19 protein-coding genes and 1 riboswitch are annotated in these 17,765 nt (G+C 36.8%); of the genes, 10 read left to right on the plus strand and 9 right to left on the minus strand.

Annotation, left to right across the window (positions count from 1 at the left end):
- The first annotated feature begins 16 nt into the window (after positions 1-16).
- Positions 17-154: a YjcZ family sporulation protein gene (locus ACGLXV_RS09110; RefSeq protein WP_391558348.1), complete on the plus strand. Its 138-nt coding sequence runs from the start codon at positions 17-19 to the stop codon at positions 152-154.
- Positions 155-193: 39 nt separating this feature from the next.
- Here ACGLXV_RS09110 and ACGLXV_RS09115 read toward each other — a convergent pair whose 3' ends face one another.
- Genes ACGLXV_RS09115 through ACGLXV_RS09135 form a run of 5 tightly spaced genes read right to left on the minus strand, consistent with a single transcriptional unit; the run spans position 194 to position 3,764 of the window.
- Positions 194-964 (minus strand): TatD family hydrolase, encoded by a 771-nt coding sequence (locus ACGLXV_RS09115; RefSeq protein ID WP_391558349.1) that lies wholly within the window; start codon positions 962-964, stop codon positions 194-196.
- A complete protein-coding gene (locus ACGLXV_RS09120) occupies positions 961-1,707 on the minus strand; it encodes an ABC transporter ATP-binding protein (RefSeq protein ID WP_391558350.1) in 747 nt (248 codons plus the stop codon). The genes ACGLXV_RS09115 and ACGLXV_RS09120 overlap by 4 nt, the downstream gene beginning before the upstream one ends.
- On the minus strand, positions 1,694-2,467 hold the full coding sequence (locus tag ACGLXV_RS09125; protein WP_391558351.1) for an ABC transporter permease: 774 nt from the start codon (positions 2,465-2,467) through the stop codon (positions 1,694-1,696). The genes ACGLXV_RS09120 and ACGLXV_RS09125 overlap by 14 nt, the downstream gene beginning before the upstream one ends.
- The gene (locus ACGLXV_RS09130) at positions 2,464-2,757 is read right to left on the minus strand and encodes a thiamine-binding protein (protein WP_119707310.1); all 294 of its coding nucleotides are present in this window, start codon (positions 2,755-2,757) and stop codon (positions 2,464-2,466) included. The genes ACGLXV_RS09125 and ACGLXV_RS09130 overlap by 4 nt, the downstream gene beginning before the upstream one ends.
- 11 nt (positions 2,758-2,768) lie before the next feature.
- Complete coding sequence (locus tag ACGLXV_RS09135) at positions 2,769-3,764, minus strand: ABC transporter substrate-binding protein (RefSeq protein WP_391558352.1); 996 nt, start codon at positions 3,762-3,764, stop codon at positions 2,769-2,771.
- Between the two features lie 102 nt (positions 3,765-3,866).
- Positions 3,867-3,977: riboswitch (TPP riboswitch) on the minus strand.
- Positions 3,978-4,167: 190 nt separating this feature from the next.
- On the opposite strand from ACGLXV_RS09135, the gene ACGLXV_RS09140 reads away from it, so the two are divergent.
- The 7 genes from ACGLXV_RS09140 to ACGLXV_RS09170 all read left to right on the plus strand — a co-directional run bounded on the left by ACGLXV_RS09140 (position 4,168) and on the right by ACGLXV_RS09170 (position 13,617).
- On the plus strand, positions 4,168-5,748 hold the full coding sequence (locus ACGLXV_RS09140) for a peptide chain release factor 3 (RefSeq protein ID WP_391558353.1): 1,581 nt from the start codon (positions 4,168-4,170) through the stop codon (positions 5,746-5,748).
- Between the two features lie 99 nt (positions 5,749-5,847).
- Positions 5,848-6,831: an EAL domain-containing protein gene (locus tag ACGLXV_RS09145; protein ID WP_391558354.1), complete on the plus strand. Its 984-nt coding sequence runs from the start codon at positions 5,848-5,850 to the stop codon at positions 6,829-6,831.
- Between the two features lie 161 nt (positions 6,832-6,992).
- Positions 6,993-10,064 (plus strand): efflux RND transporter permease subunit, encoded by a 3,072-nt coding sequence (locus ACGLXV_RS09150; protein ID WP_391558355.1) that lies wholly within the window; start codon positions 6,993-6,995, stop codon positions 10,062-10,064.
- Between the two features lie 95 nt (positions 10,065-10,159).
- Positions 10,160-10,636, plus strand: coding sequence for a hypothetical protein (locus ACGLXV_RS09155; RefSeq protein ID WP_391558356.1), 477 nt, complete (start codon positions 10,160-10,162; stop codon positions 10,634-10,636).
- A 125-nt stretch (positions 10,637-10,761) separates the two neighbouring features.
- On the plus strand, positions 10,762-11,790 hold the full coding sequence (locus tag ACGLXV_RS09160; protein WP_391558357.1) for a DUF5667 domain-containing protein: 1,029 nt from the start codon (positions 10,762-10,764) through the stop codon (positions 11,788-11,790).
- Positions 11,791-11,905: 115 nt separating this feature from the next.
- Positions 11,906-12,655 carry an RNA polymerase sigma factor SigI gene (gene sigI, locus ACGLXV_RS09165; protein WP_391558405.1) on the plus strand — a complete coding sequence of 250 codons (750 nt, stop codon included), beginning with the start codon at positions 11,906-11,908 and terminating at the stop codon, positions 12,653-12,655.
- Positions 12,652-13,617, plus strand: a complete 966-nt coding sequence (locus ACGLXV_RS09170) for an anti-sigma factor domain-containing protein (RefSeq protein WP_391558358.1) — start codon at positions 12,652-12,654, stop codon at positions 13,615-13,617. The genes sigI and ACGLXV_RS09170 overlap by 4 nt, the downstream gene beginning before the upstream one ends.
- A 34-nt stretch (positions 13,618-13,651) precedes the next feature.
- Here the strand turns inward: ACGLXV_RS09170 and ACGLXV_RS09175 are convergent, their stop codons facing one another.
- The gene (locus ACGLXV_RS09175; protein WP_119707319.1) at positions 13,652-13,849 is read right to left on the minus strand and encodes an alpha/beta-type small acid-soluble spore protein; all 198 of its coding nucleotides are present in this window, start codon (positions 13,847-13,849) and stop codon (positions 13,652-13,654) included.
- 114 nt (positions 13,850-13,963) lie between these two features.
- Positions 13,964-14,314 (minus strand): DUF3905 domain-containing protein, encoded by a 351-nt coding sequence (locus ACGLXV_RS09180; protein WP_391558359.1) that lies wholly within the window; start codon positions 14,312-14,314, stop codon positions 13,964-13,966.
- 135 nt (positions 14,315-14,449) lie between these two features.
- Here ACGLXV_RS09180 and ACGLXV_RS09185 point away from each other — a divergent pair, with 135 nt between their 5' ends.
- Positions 14,450-14,611: a hypothetical protein gene (locus ACGLXV_RS09185; RefSeq protein ID WP_162927708.1), complete on the plus strand. Its 162-nt coding sequence runs from the start codon at positions 14,450-14,452 to the stop codon at positions 14,609-14,611.
- Positions 14,611-14,751, plus strand: coding sequence for a hypothetical protein (locus tag ACGLXV_RS09190; RefSeq protein ID WP_162927709.1), 141 nt, complete (start codon positions 14,611-14,613; stop codon positions 14,749-14,751). Before ACGLXV_RS09185 ends, ACGLXV_RS09190 begins: the two co-directional genes overlap by 1 nt.
- Positions 14,752-14,785: 34 nt before the next feature.
- Here ACGLXV_RS09190 and ACGLXV_RS09195 read toward each other — a convergent pair whose 3' ends face one another.
- Entirely contained in the window at positions 14,786-16,531 is a 1,746-nt protein-coding gene (locus ACGLXV_RS09195; protein WP_391558360.1) for a B12-binding domain-containing radical SAM protein, read from the minus strand.
- Between the two features lie 114 nt (positions 16,532-16,645).
- The gene (locus ACGLXV_RS09200; protein WP_391558361.1) at positions 16,646-17,680 is read right to left on the minus strand and encodes an acyltransferase family protein; all 1,035 of its coding nucleotides are present in this window, start codon (positions 17,678-17,680) and stop codon (positions 16,646-16,648) included.
- Positions 17,681-17,765 lie beyond the last annotated feature (85 nt).

A 17,765-nucleotide genomic window follows, 5' to 3' on the forward strand; every position in this document is an offset into this window, starting at 1 on the left:
AAAGGGAGGAATTTAAATGTACGGATACGGATATCCTCACAGCGGTTGTGGTTACCCAGCAGTTGGCGGAGTTGGGTACGGTGGTGGCTTCGCGCTAATCGTTGTACTTTTCATCCTATTAATCATCGTTGGTGCTGCTTGCTTTAAGTGGTAATAAAAAAGAATGAAGGTGGGGTTTCTCACCTTCATTCCTTTATAAACGAAAGAAGTGTTTTGTATTTACATACAGTGTTTCATATGTCTTTTCTACTGAGATAGCTTTCAATTCAGAAAGTTGTCTTATTGTTTGATGAATCATGTTGGGGTGTGTCATTCTTTCGCTAAACGGTCCTTCAAAGGGCCAAGGACCGTCTGTTTCCACCATCATCTGTGAAAGGGGAAAACGCTTAGCGATATGTTGAATTTCTTCTTCGTAAAAAAGGTCAGGAGTAAGCGATATGAAGTGTCCGTTTTGAATGATTCGATCCATATCTGTGTCTGCTCCTTTAAACCAGTGGAAATGAGCATTTTTAATACTATGCCTTTCTAACAGAGAGCAAACGGTTGGCACGTCATCATAAATTGCATGAAGCGAGATAGGCAAGTTTTTCTTGCTAGCCATCTTTACCCACTCTTCAAGAAGTTCTAGATATGGTTCCAGAGAGAAGTTCCAGGAAGTGGAAGAGCGTAAGTAAAAGGGGAGGCCAACCTCTCCAACCGCTATCATCTCATCGAAATGTGTGTACACCCATTGAAAAAGGTCTGCCATTTCTTCGTCTGAGCCTATTGCTTGCTCAGGGTGAAATCCAAACGCTGTTTTGACATGAGGGTATATCCTTGAAAGATAAGCATTTCTTTTACAGGATTCTAAGTCATAGGAAACGCTTATGAGCATTTCAACTTCGTCAAGTGTCTCCATCATCGTATGAATCTCTTCATCTAGGTACTTATCTAGATGTAAGTGGCAGTCTATTATTTTCCTCATTTTTGATCAACCTTTTCTTTTAAAAAATCATGAATCAATTTTTTGTAACGAAGAAATTCTCCGGAGAACATCATTTCCTCGTTTCTTGGTCGCGAGAAGGGAACAACAACCTCTTGTTTGATTCTTGCAGGTTTATTGGATAATACGAGTATTCGGTCGGAAAGAAAGAGTGCCTCCTCTATATTATGGGTAACAAAAATAATTGTTTTTTTATACTGATCCCAAATCGAAAGTAGCCATAACTGCATTTCCTGACGAGTTAACTCGTCTAAAGCTGAAAATGGCTCATCTAAACATATGATGGGCTGGGGACTTAACAGTGCCCGTAAAAATGCAACCCTTTGTTTCATACCTCCTGAAAGTTCGTGAGGAAAAGCATTTCTATACTCCAGTAGCCCCGCTTTCCGCAGCATCTCCATAGCCGTTTCGTAATCCTTTTTAGCTTTCAGCTCTTGGCCAAGAACGACATTTTGAATGATTGTTCTCCAAGGTAGTAAGGAAGGGGTTTGGGGCATATAACTAATATGTCCTCTGTTACCTGTAATGTCATTTCCTTCGAGTATAATGGACCCTGCATGTGGAGCCTCCAGGCCACCGATTAACTGGAAAATCGTACTTTTCCCACTTCCGGAGGGACCAAGAATCGTTACGAACTCCCCGTTCTTAATAAAGAGGTTGAGATCATGTAAAATTTGTTTATCTCGATAAGAAAAAGATACATTTTGTAATTCAAGATGCTCCACGATTTTTCCCCTCAGCTTTCCAACGAATAATAAATCTCTCCAACCAATTAATCATGATAAAAAATAACAAACTTAATGCCATAATGAGAAATATGGCAACAAACACGCGATCTGTTCGAAACGATGAGGAAGAGAGTGTCATATAGACTCCAATACCATTTTCTGATCCTAACCATTCAGATATAACCGCTCCCATGACACTGTATGTCGCTGAAATTTTCAGCCCTGAAAAGATCGAGGGAAGGGCAAACGGAAACTCGAGTTTCCAAAATAACTGTCGTTTTGTTGCTCCTGCCATTTGCATATAATGGAAGAGCTCTGGAGCAACCTGGCGAAATCCATCCATGGCTGAAATCGTTATTGGAAAGAAACAAACCAGAGTGATTACAATTAATTTTGGTAATAGGCCGAAGCCGAACCATATAACAAGAAGTGGAGCAAGTACGATAATGGGTATATTTTGCGATAAAATGAGAAGCGGATATAAAGATTCTTTTAAAAAAGGGATATTATGTAAAATAAAGGCAGTTAACAGACCTACGGTAACCCCAGAAACAAAACCTAGTAAAATAAGCTGAATGGTGGATATAAGATGTACAGAGACACTGCTCCAACCATTTATGAGTTCGTTAAAAATTTGTGATGGAGTTGGGAGCAGCCAAGATGGAACTTGAGTCATTCTTGCGGTGAATTCCCATCCAATGAATAAAAGGAGGAGAACAAAAATTGGTCTCCACCCTTTTTGTAGTTTTTTTATCATGAACGATATTTCTCCGTAAGTGTATCCATTTTTATTCCAGATGGTTGATAAAGAATCTTCACCTGCGAAATAACATTGCTGCTTCCCATTTCAATCATCTTTTCATTCATTTTCGAAATCACTGCAAAAAGTTCCTGAAGATCACCCTCCATAGTTGTTTCCAAGGGATGAACCTCATACTTTACTCCTGACGCATCAATAATGGCTATTGCTTCATCTACGTAAGGAATCACATTTTCACCGTTTTTTGTCTTAGGGATAATTTGTATACTAACAAGCGCGTTTGCCATATGACCAACTCCTATTGTGGTAAAAATTCATTTGTAAAGGCTTTTTCTGCATCTAACTCTGATTCTAGCAACCCATTTTCAAGCATCCAAGAAGCATAGTTTTCCCATACTTCTAAACGTTGCTCACCCCATTGGTCTGCATCGTCTTGATATTTGGTAGCAAGCCATTCCTGACTTTTCTTAACAAGCTCTGCGTCAAGCTCAGGAGCAGCTTTGATTAGGACGTCCGCCGCATCGGAAGGATTGTCGATAGCAAATTCATAGCCTTTTGAAGCCGCTTTAACAAAAGCTTTTACTGTTTCTGGATCGTTGTTAATCATGTTTTCACTAGTTGTTAACACAGGTGTATAATAGTCTAGCTTTTCGGAGTAATCGGTTAGATAGACCATATTTATGTCTTCTCCTCGTAATTCCGCTTCCACGCCTGTCCAACCGTAGTATATCCATGCAAAGTCAATATCACGTTCAACAGCGGTAAAGAAGTCCGCATCGCCTATGTTTACAATATTCACCTTTTCTACATCTGCTTGTTCCTGCTTCATAAGTGAGTCGATGACGGATTCTTCAACAGGTGAACCCCAACCACCATATGTTTTTCCTTCAAAATCCTTAGGAGATTGAATATTTTTAGATGCCGGTGATGCGAAACCAGATGTGTTGTGTTGAATGACCGCAGCTATAGAAACAAGCGGTACCCCTTGGACTCTAGCCTGTGTAATGCCCTCTTGATAACCTACACCAAAGTCTGCTTTCTCAGAAGCAACAAGTTGGTCAGCACCAGCCTCTCCAGGCATCTGAATGGTCACATCAAGACCTTCCTCTTCAAAAAAGCCTTTTTCTTTTGCAACATATAGCCCTGTGTGATTTGTATTTGGAGTCCAATCAAGAACGACAGTCACTTTTTTTAAGTCAGCGCTTGATTCCTCCTGTTCTGTTTGTTGTTCATTTGTTCCTGAACATCCTGCGAGTAATACAGAAGCTGCAAATGCAGCTATCCACTTTTTCATTACCTTCTCCTCCAATGGTAAAAGTAGGGACATGACCTGAACCTCTAGACGACAAAAAAACGCCCAGTTTTTGAACCGGGCGCATATGTTTAAACAAATTTATTGTCTAAAGAATATGTTCCCTACGCTGGTATCATCCAGATCAGGTTCAAAGGGTCAGCATCTATTGGATGCACTCTCAACCGGTCTTCACCGGTCCCCCTACAATTCTTACCTATTTAGTTTCATTTCTATCTCATTATAGCAGAAATTATTTTCTTGAAAAGGAAGAACTTTCTTGAATAAATGAACATAATGATAGGTTTGTTATTGCTTTTGTAAAGAACACATTGCAAACTTCATACAGTCACGATAAGATTGAAGTTATGGATGAATTTGTGTAAGGAAAGAAAGGAATTTCATAATGGCAAAAAATTTTAAAGATGATGTACAATCGCGTCGCACATTTGCGATCATTTCCCACCCGGATGCTGGGAAAACAACATTAACAGAAAAGTTATTGTTATTTGGTGGAGCGATTCGTGATGCGGGAACTGTAAAAGGAAAGAAAACGGGTAAGTTTGCAACGAGCGATTGGATGGAAATTGAAAAACAACGTGGTATTTCCGTTACGTCGAGTGTAATGCAATTTGATTATAATGACTGTAGAGTGAATATTCTTGATACACCAGGTCACCAAGACTTCAGTGAAGATACGTATCGTACTCTTACAGCTGTTGATAGTGCGGTCATGATTATCGATTCAGCAAAAGGGATTGAGGAGCAGACCTTAAAGTTATTTAAAGTGTGTCGAATGAGAGGTATTCCGATTTTTACCTTTATCAATAAGCTTGATCGTCAGGGGAAATCTCCATTAGAACTTTTAGCTGAGCTAGAAGAGGTTATGGGGATAGAATCATATCCGATGAACTGGCCGATCGGAATGGGGAAAGAATTTCTCGGTATATATGACCGTTTCTACAAGCGAATTGAACAATTCCGTGTGGAAGAGGAAGAACGATTTATTACATTAAATGAAGATGGAGAAATAGAAGGAGATCATAGACTAAAGCAATACTCCTTATATGACCAAACGTTGGAGGAAATTATGCTATTAAATGAAGCGGGAAATGAATTTTCTCGTGAAAGAATAGCAAATGGGGAACTAACACCTGTATTCTTTGGTAGCGCCTTAGCGAACTTTGGTGTTCAGACTTTTCTAGAAACCTATCTTCAATTTGCTCCTGCACCTCAAGCTCGGGAATCTACAGAAGGGAAAATTGATCCATTATCAGAGGATTTCTCAGGCTTTATTTTTAAGATTCAAGCAAATATGAATCCTGCTCACAGGGACAGAATTGCCTTTTTACGTGTATGTTCAGGGAAATTTGAAAGAGGGATGACAGTCAATATTCCACGCTTAGGAAAGCCAATGAAGCTTTCTCAATCAACACAGTTTATGGCTGATGACAGAAACACGGTTGATGAAGCGGTTAGTGGAGATATTATTGGTTTGTACGATCCAGGTACGTATCAAATTGGAGATACATTGACAGTTGGAAAAAACAACTTTCAATACGAAAAGCTTCCTCAATTTACTCCTGAACTCTTTGTTCGGGTTTCTGCTAAAAACGTAATGAAGCAGAAGTCTTTTCATAAAGGAATTCAGCAACTCGTTCAGGAAGGTGCCATTCAGCTCTTCCGTACGGTTCGAACAGATGATTATTTGTTAGGGGCCGTTGGTCAACTCCAATTTGAGGTGTTTGAGCATCGGATGAGAAACGAGTACAACGCAGAAGTATTAATGGAAAGATTAGGTTCAAAAATTGTCCGTTGGGTTGAAAATGAAGAAATTAATGAAAATCTTTCTAGCAGTCGAAGCCTATTAGTAAAGGATCGCTACGATAAGAAAGTATTTCTTTTCGAAAACGATTTTGCTCTTCGCTGGTTCCAAGAAAAAAATCCAGACATTACACTTTATAATCCTATGGATGATTACCAATAAGTACCTAGAAGTCCTCGTCTTTTGAGGGCTTCTTTTTTATAGGAAAAAACTCTACTTTTGGTATAATAGTATTGATTCTTAAGACCTGGAGGAGCTTCTATGAAAAAATGTACCGAATGCGGAGTTAGTTACAAAATTGATACCTCAGGGTACTTATTTATCGAGGGAATGAATAATGAGAGTACTTTTACTGAGTATGAATACTCTTCGTTTCAAGAATTAGAAGACTATTTAAAAACACTGACTATAGATCTGAAAAATCGTCCGGAAGTAAAAGCAGCTTTATCGAGTGAAAGGGTAAAACCAATATTATTGACGTCTTTACCTGTTTTATTAGAGAGAGTAAAAAATCGGGATATTGTTCAAGTAATTCAAACTGGGGAGTTAATTGGACATATACAACCAATCATCGATTTACAGAACAACCAATTATTTGCATTTGAATCTCTTTTACGTACCAATGGCATGAACCAAATGCCACCAGGACAGCTATTTCAGGTGGCAGAAAAAACAGGGCTACTATCGATGCTCGACCAAAGGGCAAGAGAGGTGGCCATACAGACTCGTAGAAAGTATATAAAAAAAGGGATCAAAAGCTTTATTAATTTTTTACCATCGACCATTTATAATCCGGAATTTTGTCTACAACATACCTTTCATCTAGTTAATAAATATGGAATTGATCCATCAGATTTAGTGTTTGAGGTTGTAGAGACAGAGAAAATCGAAGATGTTGAACATTTGCAAAAGGTGTTTATCACTTACAAAAAACAGGGGATGAAGGTGGCCCTTGATGATGTAGGCTCAGGCTTTTCTACAATAGACATGCTAGAACTGCTACATCCCGATTATGTAAAAATTGACCGAAGCTATATTGACCACTGCGATCAGGATAGGCAAAAACAAAAGTTTTTAAGGGAAGTTCAACAAGTTGCACAAGATCTAAATATTGAAGTTCTGGCAGAAGGAATTGAAAGAATGGAAGAACTAGAGTTGTGTAGAGACCTCGGGATGAATCTAGCTCAAGGGTATTTTATTGGAAAACCAAAAGCAGGGGATCAATATATAAATCTACAACTATAAGAATACTTTTTATGCAAGCTTCTCCAATAATGGGGAAGCTTTTTTGTAGGAGAGTTTGAATCCAGCGCTTATTTGCATACGATATTTTGCTTCTTTATAATATGGGCATAAAAGCCTTTAGTCGGCTGAATCTGTAGGGTTTGAGAGGAGTTAGCGATGGAATGAAGATTAGCGAATATGCTATAAAAAGACCAGTCTTTACAATTGTCACGATGTTCTTAGTGCTGATTCTAGGAATCGTTTCGTTAGTGAATATCCCATTAAAGCTAATACCGGAGATAAAACCTCCTGTAGGTGTGGTAGTAACGAATTATCCAGGTGCAAGTCCTGAGGAGATTGTAGAAAAAATAACAAAACCACTGGAGAGTAACTTAGCCACTCTGCCTGGTATAAAAACTCTCACCTCAACCTCACAGGAAGGCGCAAATTTTATCCTTCTTCAATTTTCTTGGACGACACATATTGATGAAATACAGGATGAAATAATTCAACGCATTGATTTAACAACTCTCCCAGACGATGCAGAAAAGCCTAGGTTCTTAAAATTTGACCCTTCTCAGTTTCCTGTAATTCAACTATCGTTAAGTGCGGATGAGAATGAGGAGATGTTGAGACAGTTAGCCCAGGAATTAGAACTGGAGTTAACAAAAGTGGATGGAGTTGCGAGCGTTAATTTATCTGGAACCTCTGCAAAGGAAGTAAAGGTTGAACTTGATCAGGAAAAATTAAAGGCGTACTCATTAAGTCAAAGCGATATAGTCGATTTGATTCAGGCTAATAATATTTCGATGCCGGGTAACCCGATTTTAACTGAAGGTAAGCAATTAACGACAAGAATTATATCCACCCTTGATTCTATAGACACATTACAAAATTTAACGGTGTCAATGAATCCTTTAACGGGTGATGAGATACAGTTACGTGATGTAAGTGATGTAAAACTAGAAAATCAGGATGATCGTACCATTACCCGCACAAATGAAAATCCTTCTGTGCTTCTTAGTGTTCTTCAGCAATCTGATGCGAATACGGCAGAAGTATCTAGAGCATTTGTTCAAGAATTAAAGAAACTGTTGAATAAGGAAAAATATCAAGATATTCAGTCAGATATTATATTTGATCAAGGGGAATACATAAAACAAGCCATAGGAAATATAACAACTTCCTTACTCCTTGGTGGCCTATTTGCAATGGTAGTTCTTTTTTTCTTTTTAAAAAATGTAAAAAGTCCACTGATTATCGGTGTTTCTATTCCGTATTCAGTTATTTTCACCTTTGTATTAATGTATTTTTCGGATTATACGCTTAATATTATGACTCTTGGAGGACTAGCATTAGGGATTGGAATGTTGGTGGACAACTCCATCGTGGTCATTGAAAATATTAATCGTCACTTGGCGTTGGGCAAGAATGCAAAGGAAGCGGCTCGTGTTGGCTCACAAGAAGTAGGTGGGGCCATCACAGCTTCTACTCTTACAACAGTTGCTGTCTTTTTACCAGTTGTTTTTATTACAGGAATTATTGGAGAGCTTTTTAAAGAATTTGCTGTGACCATTTCGTTTAGCTTAATAGCGTCGTTGTTAGTATCGTTAACTGTAGTTCCTATGCTAGCAAGTAGGTTATTAAAGGCATCTATACATAATGCTGAGAAGGAAAGACAAAGTTCCTATGTTGTTCTAAGGCTTGAAAGGGGAGTGAGATGGTGTTTAAATAATCGAATATTTGTTTTAATCATTTCGACTTTGTTATTAGTTGGAGGAGTGTTTAGTTTAACAACTGTAGGTATGCAGTTTTTACCGAAAACGGACGAAGGATTTTTTACCATTCGTGTCAAGTTAGGAAATGGAATGGCATTGTCAGAAACAGAAAAAGTACTAACTTCCATTGAAAAGGAGCTTAAAAAGGAATCGGATGTTGAGACATTTGTTAGCCTAATTGGAACAACACAGGAGGGCTCCTTCAGAGGAGCAAGAAACGCGAATGAAGCAGAGATGTACGTAAAAATGAAACCGCTTAATGAACGTACACAATCCATCTTTCAATTTGCGGATGACGTAAAGGAATCAATTGAAGCGGCAGCAAAATCCACGAATAAAACAGCTAAACTATCATTTAATATGCAGTCAACTACTGGGTCGAATCCCAATACCCTTACCTTCAGTATTCTGGACACGAAAAAGGAGAGGCTAGAAGAATCGGTTGGTAAAATCTATGCAAGGTTGAACAAACTGAGTGAAGTAAATGAGGTTACAACAGACTTAATGGAACAACTAGAAGAAATTCAGATCACGGTGAATCGAAAGGAAGCATTAAAGCAAGGCTTGACACCAGCTGCAGTTGCGATGATTGTAAATAACGTAACTCGTGGAAGTGTTGCCACCCAAATAGTAGATGACAACTCACAGATCTATCGAGTAATTGTTGAATATGATAAAAGCGTAAGCGAAAGTATGGAAAGCATAAAAGAACTGCTAATAAAAAACCCTGCTGGAAACTATATTGAGTTAGGTGATGTTACCAATATTAGCCGTGGATATGGACCTGTCAAAATAGAAAGAATTAACCAACAGGCTGCTGTTCAATTTACTGTAAAGTATAAAGACACGACGAATCTCGGTTTTATTTCAAGAAAAGTGGATCGAGAGATTGAAAACCTGAAACTAGCAGATGAAACAGAAGTTGTTTTTAGTGGGGATCGTGAATTGCTTGATAGTGCGTTAAATCAGTTGTTATTAGCATTTGTCCTGGCTATTACGTTTGTGTATCTCGTTATGGCGGCGCAATTTGAGTCCTTGAAATATCCACTTGTTATTATGTTTACGGTTCCGTTAATGGTTATAGGAGTTGCCCTCGCTCTGACCATTACAAACACGCCAATTAGCTTGACCGTTATCATTGGAGTGATTGTTCTAGCAGGGATTGTCGTTAACAATGCAATTGTAATAATAGACTATATCAATCAAAAGAAGAATCAAGGAATGGAAACCGCTGAGGCAATTGTAATATCTGTAAAAGAACGGTTTCGTCCCATTCTAATGACCGCTTTGACAACGATTTTGGGACTTATTCCGCTTGCGCTTGGTATAGGAGATGGTACAGAAATTAATCAGCCTATGGGGATTACGGTGATTGGTGGATTAATCAGTTCGACGTTCTTAACATTGTTTGTTATCCCAGTTGTATATAGCCTTTTTGATAGAGGAATTTCGAAAACTAATGGAAATAATGCCTAATGTCGAAAAATGTAGGAAAAGTCTTGCATGTTCAAGTGATAATTCTTCTTTATTTCGTACAACCTATAAGTAATGAAAATTAGCTGGTGATTAGGATGAAAAAACAAGGGAAGTTAGAAGCTGTATTGTGGAGTATTGCGCTGCCTGGATTTAGTCAGCTTCTTAGTGGAAGCTACGTGAAAGGGGTACTATTTGTACTACTTGAGTTTGTTGTTAATGTAATGAGTAATTTTAATGAGGCCATTATGTTAAGTTTTTTATGGGAGATAGATAAAGCATTTGCAGTACTTGATTATCAATGGCTGATGTTTTACCCTTGTCTTTATATGTTCGCTATGTGGGATGCATACCGAGCTGCAATGCCAGAAACGGAGGAATACTCTTATCTTCCTTTTGCCTTCGGAGCTTATTTTGTTACGGTCGGGTTGATGTTATCAAAAAAAGTGAAGCTTTTTGGTGTCGTATTTGGACCAATCTTTCTTCCTATGATTTTTTTGGTGCCTGGATTGCTTATTGGTTTCGTAATCAGATACTTAATATTAAGAGCAAAAGTACCAAAAGTGAAGTTCTAACTTTTTGTTAGAACTTTTTTTGTTTTTTCTACCTTTACACCCCCATAGCATTCACATGTTGCTCGTAGGTATTTAGTGACTAGAAGATAGCGGCCGCTTCTTACAATACAACTGAGGTGAATGAAATGAACAAACATACTATTTTCGATCTTAACAAAATTACTAAAAGTGCCTTTGCTTTTGTTTTAGCAGGTTCACTTTCATTAACAGCAACAACTGCATTAGCAGAAGAAAATGAGAACATTGAGTCGCAAGTAGTTGAAGAAACAGTAACAAACGAAGAAGTTATTTCTTTAGATGACGCACTCGTTGATGAAAATACAAACGAAGTAGAAGAGCCAGAGCTATTACCAGGAGATTTCTTCTATTTTGCAAAAACGGCATTAGAAAAAATCCAATTAATCTTAACTTTTGATGATGTAAAGGAAGCAAAGTTACTAGCTGAATTCGCAACAGAAAGATTAGCAGAAGCAGAAGCATTATTCTCAGCAGGACAAGAGGAAGAGGCTTTAGCTGTAATGGAAGAAGCTTTAGAAAATTTATCCGTTGCTGAAGAGACAGTAAGTGAAAATACAGATGAAACTGAGGAAACAACAGAAGAAGAGGTTGATTCTACAGAAGCAACAGAAGAAGATGTAGATGCAACAATTGAAATTATTGAGAATGATGAAGAAGTAGTTGAAGAAACGGAAGAAGTAGAAAAGCAAATTGCTCAAAATATCATTTCATTAAAGGCTAATATGGAAAAAGTAAAAAATCCTGTAGCAAAAGCTGCTCTTGAGAAGAACATCAAAAAAAGCTATGTTAAGCTAGCTGAAAAAATGGCTAAACTTGAAGAAAAAGCTTCTGAAGAAGAAAGTGAAGATGTGACTACAGTTGAAACTGAAGATGAAACAACAACTGAAGAAACAGATTTAACAGTTGTAGATGAAACAACTACTGAGGAAGAGGTTATCGAAGAAAATACTGAGGCAGTAACGACTCCTGCTCCAGCTGCAAAGGTAACAAACCAAGTTAAAGTTGATCAAGCTCAAAAGAAAGCTGAGAAGCAAGTGGTAAAACAGGAGAAAAAGGCTGAAAAAGAACAAGTAAATAAGCCGAATACTCAGCAGAATTCAAAAGCAAGTGAACAAAAAGGAAACGGCAAGAACTAACATATCTTCATAAAAAGAGGCCATTTTTAAAATGGCTCTCTTTTTTCCAAAAGCTTACCCTTAAAAATCCCAACAAAGTATCGTATGATATATGGTGATAAGTGAGGTGAAGCTGTTGTTAGGTTTATTATTTTTACCAAAAAAGAAAAAACGCACATTAGAAGAGACTGTTTTTGCCATTCAAAATGGAGATCAAGGTCTTCAAAATGAACTCATTCATCAATATAAACCCTTTATTGCAAAGTCAGTATCTTCCGTTTGTAAAAGATATATTAGTGAAACAGACGATGAGTTTAGCATCGGATTAATTGCATTTAATGAAGCGATACAAAAGTATAGTTCAGATAAAGGCAGCTCCCTGCTTAGTTTTGCAGAGGTTATTATAAAAAGGCGAGTAATAGATTATATACGTCAGCAAATCAAGCATCAAAATCTTTCAATGGATGTTAATGGATTTGAGGAAACTGATGAAGAGGTTGCTCAGACTAGTCTAGAAGCAAATATGTCCCTAGAGGAGTACTACAAGAAAACGGACGAAGAGTTAAGAAGGCAAGAAATCATGCATTTCTCAAAGCTTCTAACGGAATTTGATCTGTCTTTTAAAGATTTAGTAGAGAACTCTCCAAAGCATGCGGATGCAAGAAAAAACGCCATGCTAGTTGCCAAGGAAATTGTTTCTAATGAAGAGATCAAGCAAATTTTAGTAGAGAAAAAGAGACTCCCAATCAAACAAATTGAGGATTCTGTAAGTGTTAGCAGGAAGACGATCGAGCGGAATCGAAAATATATTATTGCTATATCTATTATCTTAATGAACGATTATTTATATTTACAGGATTATGTCAAAGGGGTGTTGGAAACGTGAAACAAGGAATCATAATGGAAGTTAATGATCGTTTTTTAACATTATTAACCCCCGAAGGTGAATTTTTAAAGGCGCCTAAACAAAATAGGAATTATCAAATAGGACAAGAAATCTCCTTTGTTCCGGTTGAGAAAGAAAGTTTTATTAATGGATGGAGCAAGGTTTTTCATAAAAAAACAGCAGGCATACTTGTCGCAGCTTCTCTTCTTCTTATATTTACTTTCATTCCATCTAGAGGGGATAACGAAGTTTATGCTTATATGTCGATAGATGGAGAATCAAGCATTGAACTTGCTGTAAATAAAGATCTTGAAGTGATAGACGTGATTGCTTATAACGAGAGCGGTAAAGAAGTTATTGCTGACATTGATTGGAAAAATGAGCAAGTTGATAAAGTATCATCTGAAATCTTATCTAGTATTGAAAACGAGGAAGTAAATTCTGAAACGCAGGAAATTGTCGTTGGGACGGTCTTTGCTGGTACTCAAATAAACAAAACAGATGAAAAACTACATCAAGTGATTGATTCATTAAAGAAAGAAACTGAAGTGGAAATTGCCGATGTTCAAGCGACTGCTGAAGAAAGAAAAGAGGCAAAAGAACAAGGAGTTTCTGTCGGTAAATACAAATCTCAGCAAGCAAAAGAGAAAGTAAAGGAAAAGAAAGAAGATAACTTGAAGCAAGAGGAGACATCCGTAGAAACACCTGCTCCAAGCGTGACTGAACCAAATAACAATACAACAAATATACCTGCAGCTAATAATAATGGGAATGGAAACGCCAATCCAAATGCTCAAAAAGATGAGCTGAATCAACAACAAAACTCTGGAAATGGTAATTCTAATCAAAACAATCCCGGACAACAAAAAAATGAAATAAAAAAAAATGAAAAAAATATGAATTCAGTTAAGAAACAAGAAAAAACAAATAATGGTAATAAAGAAGAAAAGCCCCGCAAATAATGCGGAGGCTTTTTGCCATTTATATGAAGTTTTTTTAAAAATTACGACCTGACATTTGTGCCTGTGCTTGTTTTACAAGTCGCTTTGTAATTTCTCCACCAACTGACCCGTTACCTCTTGATACTGTATCTCCACTTAACGTAACGCCGAATTCTTGAGCGATTTCGTATTTAACTTGATCTAAAAATTGCTCCACGCCTGGAACTAAAAGCTTGTTACTATTTCTTGCCATAATCTCAGCTCCTTTTTTTAGTAATTACAGAGAAATCATCTCTGTAAGTGTAGTATGCAAGTAATGCCTTAATTACATAAGTGGTAAGTTTTCGTATTTTAGGGAGATATGGTATTAATCTTTCCCATGGCTAACATCTTTTGTAGGGTGCATAAAAGGGTATCCCTTCGGTTTTTTCTTACTTTCCACAAGGTCTCTATTTTCACTTGTATTCCAACCAATATCGTTTGTTGGATGTACCCATTCGTCTCCGGACATAATGGCAGGATCTGTATCCTCACTCCATTGTTCTAATGGCGAATTAGGGGAAGCATATTGGCTATCTCCGATAACAACCCCTTGAGAGTTAATAAATGGTGGTTGAATGGTTATGCCTGTTCCCTTGAAGTCAGGAGAGTTTATTTGATGTGGTAATGTCCCGTCAATTGAATAATTTTCTTCCATCTTTTTTCTTTTTTTGCTCATAGCATTCATCCCTTTTTCTTTTATATTTTGTTTCCAGAGGTTTTTTATTAGTAGAAAATGAAGACAAAAAAAGGAAGATTGAAATATGAAAGAAGAGTGAAAAATATATGTAATTCCATTAAGGAGGAATGAAAAATGGCTAAAAGAAAAGCAGAGCGAGATGCAGCTGTAAAATATAGCAAAACACCTAAGAAAAATGTAAATGAATCTGAATTCTCAGCAGAATTCACTTCTGATGAGAACACGATGAAGGGATTTAATCGAAATTCTAAACAAGGAAGAAAAGGTAGATCATAATGAAAAATAAAAAACAAACACCAAATGTTGAATTTGGAAGTGAGTTTGGTGATATCAATGCAGCAAAACATTATGAAGTCCCACTAATGAATAGTGAAAAAAAGCAAGGCAAAAAGAAAAAGCAAAATAAGAAAAACTAAGGAGGTGCTTAAAAGCCCTCCTTAGTTTTTCTTATCATTTTTTTGTTCCGAATAATAGTGATTGTTGCTTAGTTGGTTCAAAATATGCTAACAGACTAGTTTTTCCTCGTAAAAATACTCCTGTTTGCATATATTCTTGATAGTCAAAAGAAAGTTCTTCTACAATGGAATGCTTGTAAAGCTCCTTTTCTTTAATCTCTAAAGCAGCGAAGTCTTCTCCTAATAGGTGAGGCTCCTCAAGAAACAGGTGATATAGTGCCGATCTCTCATCCTTCTCCAGGCGATCTTCCCACCAGGATTTTCGTGGTTTAAATTTTGCATTCTCCAAATAGTCTATTTTCATTAAGCTTAAGATGATATCTTGGTCAGGAAGATTTATGAATTTGATAAAGTCAAACAAACGCTTAAATAAATCTTCAAGCTGGTGGCCAATTCTAGACCATCCTCTATCTTCCCAATAAGACCCAAATTGTTGGAAAAATTCAAAGGGAGAAGAGAAGGAGTTCGTAACTAAATATTCGATCGTATGGTCCATACGATGATCATTCCAATACTTCTCAAGCACGTCTTCAACTTGTTTGATTTTAATAATATCATCAAAGGATAAAACATTATTACCTAGTATTTCATAAGGTGACTGGTCCATATAAATGTATTGATGGTCTGCGGCTCGTAAACGCAAACCAGTACCTCTTAGCATTTTTAAGAAACCTAGTTGTAATTCCTCAGGTCTCATCTCAAATACATCATTAAAGGTCTTTTTGAACGTATCATAATCTTCTTCAGGGAGCCCCGCAATTAAGTCAAGATGCTGATCAATTTTCTTGCCTTCTTTAACCATCGTTACGGTACGAGTAAGCTTCTCAAAGTTTTGTTTTCTCATCACAAGCTCATTTGTATAATCATTTGTAGATTGAACACCAATTTCAAAGCGGAATAACCCTGGAGGTGCTTCTTGGTTAAGAAATTCGATAACCTCAGGTCGCATGATATCAGCAGTAATTTCGAATTGAAAGACTGTGCCAGGTAAATGTTCGTCTATAAGAAAACGGAACATTTCTAGAGCATAACTACGGCTAATGTTAAAGGTACGGTCAACAAACTTAATAGTTTTTGCACCATTTTTCATTAAATAACGGATATCTTCTTTAATTTTTTCCCGATCAAAATATCGTACACCTACTTCAATAGAAGAAAGGCAAAATTGACAACTGAAAGGACATCCACGGCTAGTTTCTATATACGACACTCGTTTTCCTAGGTGTTCGATATCCTCTTTAAAACGGTATGGAGAAGGAAGTTCACGTAAATCGAGCTTATGACGCTGTGGATTTAGTTTGATTTCTCCTGTTTCGCTGCGGTAGGAAATTCCAGCCACTTGATGAAAATCTTTCTCAGAGTCTAGCTGCTGAAGGAGATTTTTAAATGTTTCCTCACCTTCACCAATGACGATAAAATCAAATTGAGGTACTTTTCCCATCCATTCCATCACATCATAAGTTACTTCGGGACCACCTACAACAATTTGAATCGAAGGATTAATTTTTTTAATCATACTAATGACTTTTATTGTTTCTTCAATATTCCATATATAACAGCTAAATCCAATTACATCCGGCTTTCTTTGGACAAGGTCTGTCACAATATTCATAGTGGGATCCTTGATCGTATATTCAGAAAGCTCGACTTCAAATTCAGGTTCAGCATAAGCTTTAAGATAACGAATAGCTATATTTGTATGAATAAATTTTGCGTTAAGTGTTGCTGCAATAACTTTCATCTTTTGCTCCTTTGTGTTTCTTTATACAATCAGTATATTTTATCATATTTTCTCCAAATAGAGAGAAGGGAAAACATAACATACATATGCATAGAAAAAAAGGAAGCTGAAGTCTTAATGACTGAGCTTCCTTTTTTCTATATATTGCTGAAATTTTGTAAGGAATTGCTTCATGCGTGACATCTTTAGTTCTATTAAAGGCTGTGCAAAGGTCGTAAAAAGCTTACTAGATAGCAACACCGTAATAACAAATGAAATTAATAGAAGCAGAAAGAAGGTTTCCATATTATAAAAATAATCTTGTACTTCGCTATGGCGAAATGGCTGAACAATAAATCCGTGAAGCAAATAGACGTAAAGTGTATTTTTCCCAAAGGGAGTAAAGAATAATTGCCTCTTAGGAATGAGTGAGAAAAAGGCAAGAACCAGTAAAGTACTAAGCAAAAGAAGCCCCAATCTCATCATAGGTGCAGTATAGATTTCTGCGCCTAATGCTTCGTAAGGTTTTGATCCAAATAACCATTGATAGTTCATATCAGGTGCTACATAAAAACCAGTGAAGACGATAGCAAATAGAACAAATGATGCTGCTCGGAACGGTGCACTTGTAAGAACTTTAAAATGCTCCTTTTTTAAATAAAACCCAAGTAAAAAGAGTGGGAAAAATACAAATGTCCTTGAGAGACTTAAATAATTCGTCATCCAATCTACATACCCAACAAGTAAACTGAGAATAACAGCAAATGTAAGGGCAATTTTCCTATCTACTTTCGTAAAAGCAAATAAAAATAGATTCCAAAAGAAAAGACTGATTAAAAACCAAAGTGACCAATGGGGATCAAATGGGTCCACAACAAAAGTCTCTTTAGAATCTAAAAAGAAATAGAAAATCGAATAGATTAGTTGGAAAATTAAATAAGGAATAATTAGTTTAAAGGAAATTTTCCGTAAATAGCCTTCCTTCTGAAATCCTTTAGCAAAGTAGCCTGAGATGAGAATGAAAGCTGGCATATGAAAGGTGTATATCGTTTTGTATATAGTATAGACCGTATGGTGGTCTTGAATGAACGATTGGATTAAGTGCCCAAACACAACAAAAAAGATTAAAATAAATTTAGCATTATCAAAGTAGTAGTCTCGTTTTTTCATCTTATCCTCCTCCCGAAAGTCTACTATTTCTTACCCTTTTTTTCTAGTCATAAAACCTGACACTTTTTGCCAACCCTCTTCCTTT

The organism is Robertmurraya sp. (assembly GCF_036676585.1).
Lineage (GTDB): Bacteria > Bacillota > Bacilli > Bacillales > Cytobacillaceae > Robertmurraya_A.

What these genes read in the sequence shown, in the direction of transcription:
- ACGLXV_RS09110 (WP_391558348.1), top strand. Translation starts at nt 17, where the DNA reads ATGTACGGATACGGATATCCTCACAGCGGTTGTGGTTACCCAGCAGTT.
- ACGLXV_RS09115 (WP_391558349.1), bottom strand. Translation starts at nt 964, where the DNA reads ATGAGGAAAATAATAGACTGCCACTTACATCTAGATAAGTACCTAGAT.
- ACGLXV_RS09125 (WP_391558351.1), bottom strand. Translation starts at nt 2,467, where the DNA reads ATGATAAAAAAACTACAAAAAGGGTGGAGACCAATTTTTGTTCTCCTC.
- ACGLXV_RS09130 (WP_119707310.1), bottom strand. Translation starts at nt 2,757, where the DNA reads ATGGCAAACGCGCTTGTTAGTATACAAATTATCCCTAAGACAAAAAAC.
- ACGLXV_RS09135 (WP_391558352.1), bottom strand. Translation starts at nt 3,764, where the DNA reads ATGAAAAAGTGGATAGCTGCATTTGCAGCTTCTGTATTACTCGCAGGA.
- ACGLXV_RS09140 (WP_391558353.1), top strand. Translation starts at nt 4,168, where the DNA reads ATGGCAAAAAATTTTAAAGATGATGTACAATCGCGTCGCACATTTGCG.
- ACGLXV_RS09145 (WP_391558354.1), top strand. Translation starts at nt 5,848, where the DNA reads ATGAAAAAATGTACCGAATGCGGAGTTAGTTACAAAATTGATACCTCA.
- ACGLXV_RS09150 (WP_391558355.1), top strand. Translation starts at nt 6,993, where the DNA reads ATGAAGATTAGCGAATATGCTATAAAAAGACCAGTCTTTACAATTGTC.
- ACGLXV_RS09155 (WP_391558356.1), top strand. Translation starts at nt 10,160, where the DNA reads ATGAAAAAACAAGGGAAGTTAGAAGCTGTATTGTGGAGTATTGCGCTG.
- ACGLXV_RS09160 (WP_391558357.1), top strand. Translation starts at nt 10,762, where the DNA reads ATGAACAAACATACTATTTTCGATCTTAACAAAATTACTAAAAGTGCC.
- ACGLXV_RS09175 (WP_119707319.1), bottom strand. Translation starts at nt 13,849, where the DNA reads ATGGCAAGAAATAGTAACAAGCTTTTAGTTCCAGGCGTGGAGCAATTT.
- ACGLXV_RS09180 (WP_391558359.1), bottom strand. Translation starts at nt 14,314, where the DNA reads ATGAGCAAAAAAAGAAAAAAGATGGAAGAAAATTATTCAATTGACGGG.
- ACGLXV_RS09185 (WP_162927708.1), top strand. Translation starts at nt 14,450, where the DNA reads ATGGCTAAAAGAAAAGCAGAGCGAGATGCAGCTGTAAAATATAGCAAA.
- ACGLXV_RS09190 (WP_162927709.1), top strand. Translation starts at nt 14,611, where the DNA reads ATGAAAAATAAAAAACAAACACCAAATGTTGAATTTGGAAGTGAGTTT.
- ACGLXV_RS09195 (WP_391558360.1), bottom strand. Translation starts at nt 16,531, where the DNA reads ATGAAAGTTATTGCAGCAACACTTAACGCAAAATTTATTCATACAAAT.
- ACGLXV_RS09200 (WP_391558361.1), bottom strand. Translation starts at nt 17,680, where the DNA reads ATGAAAAAACGAGACTACTACTTTGATAATGCTAAATTTATTTTAATC.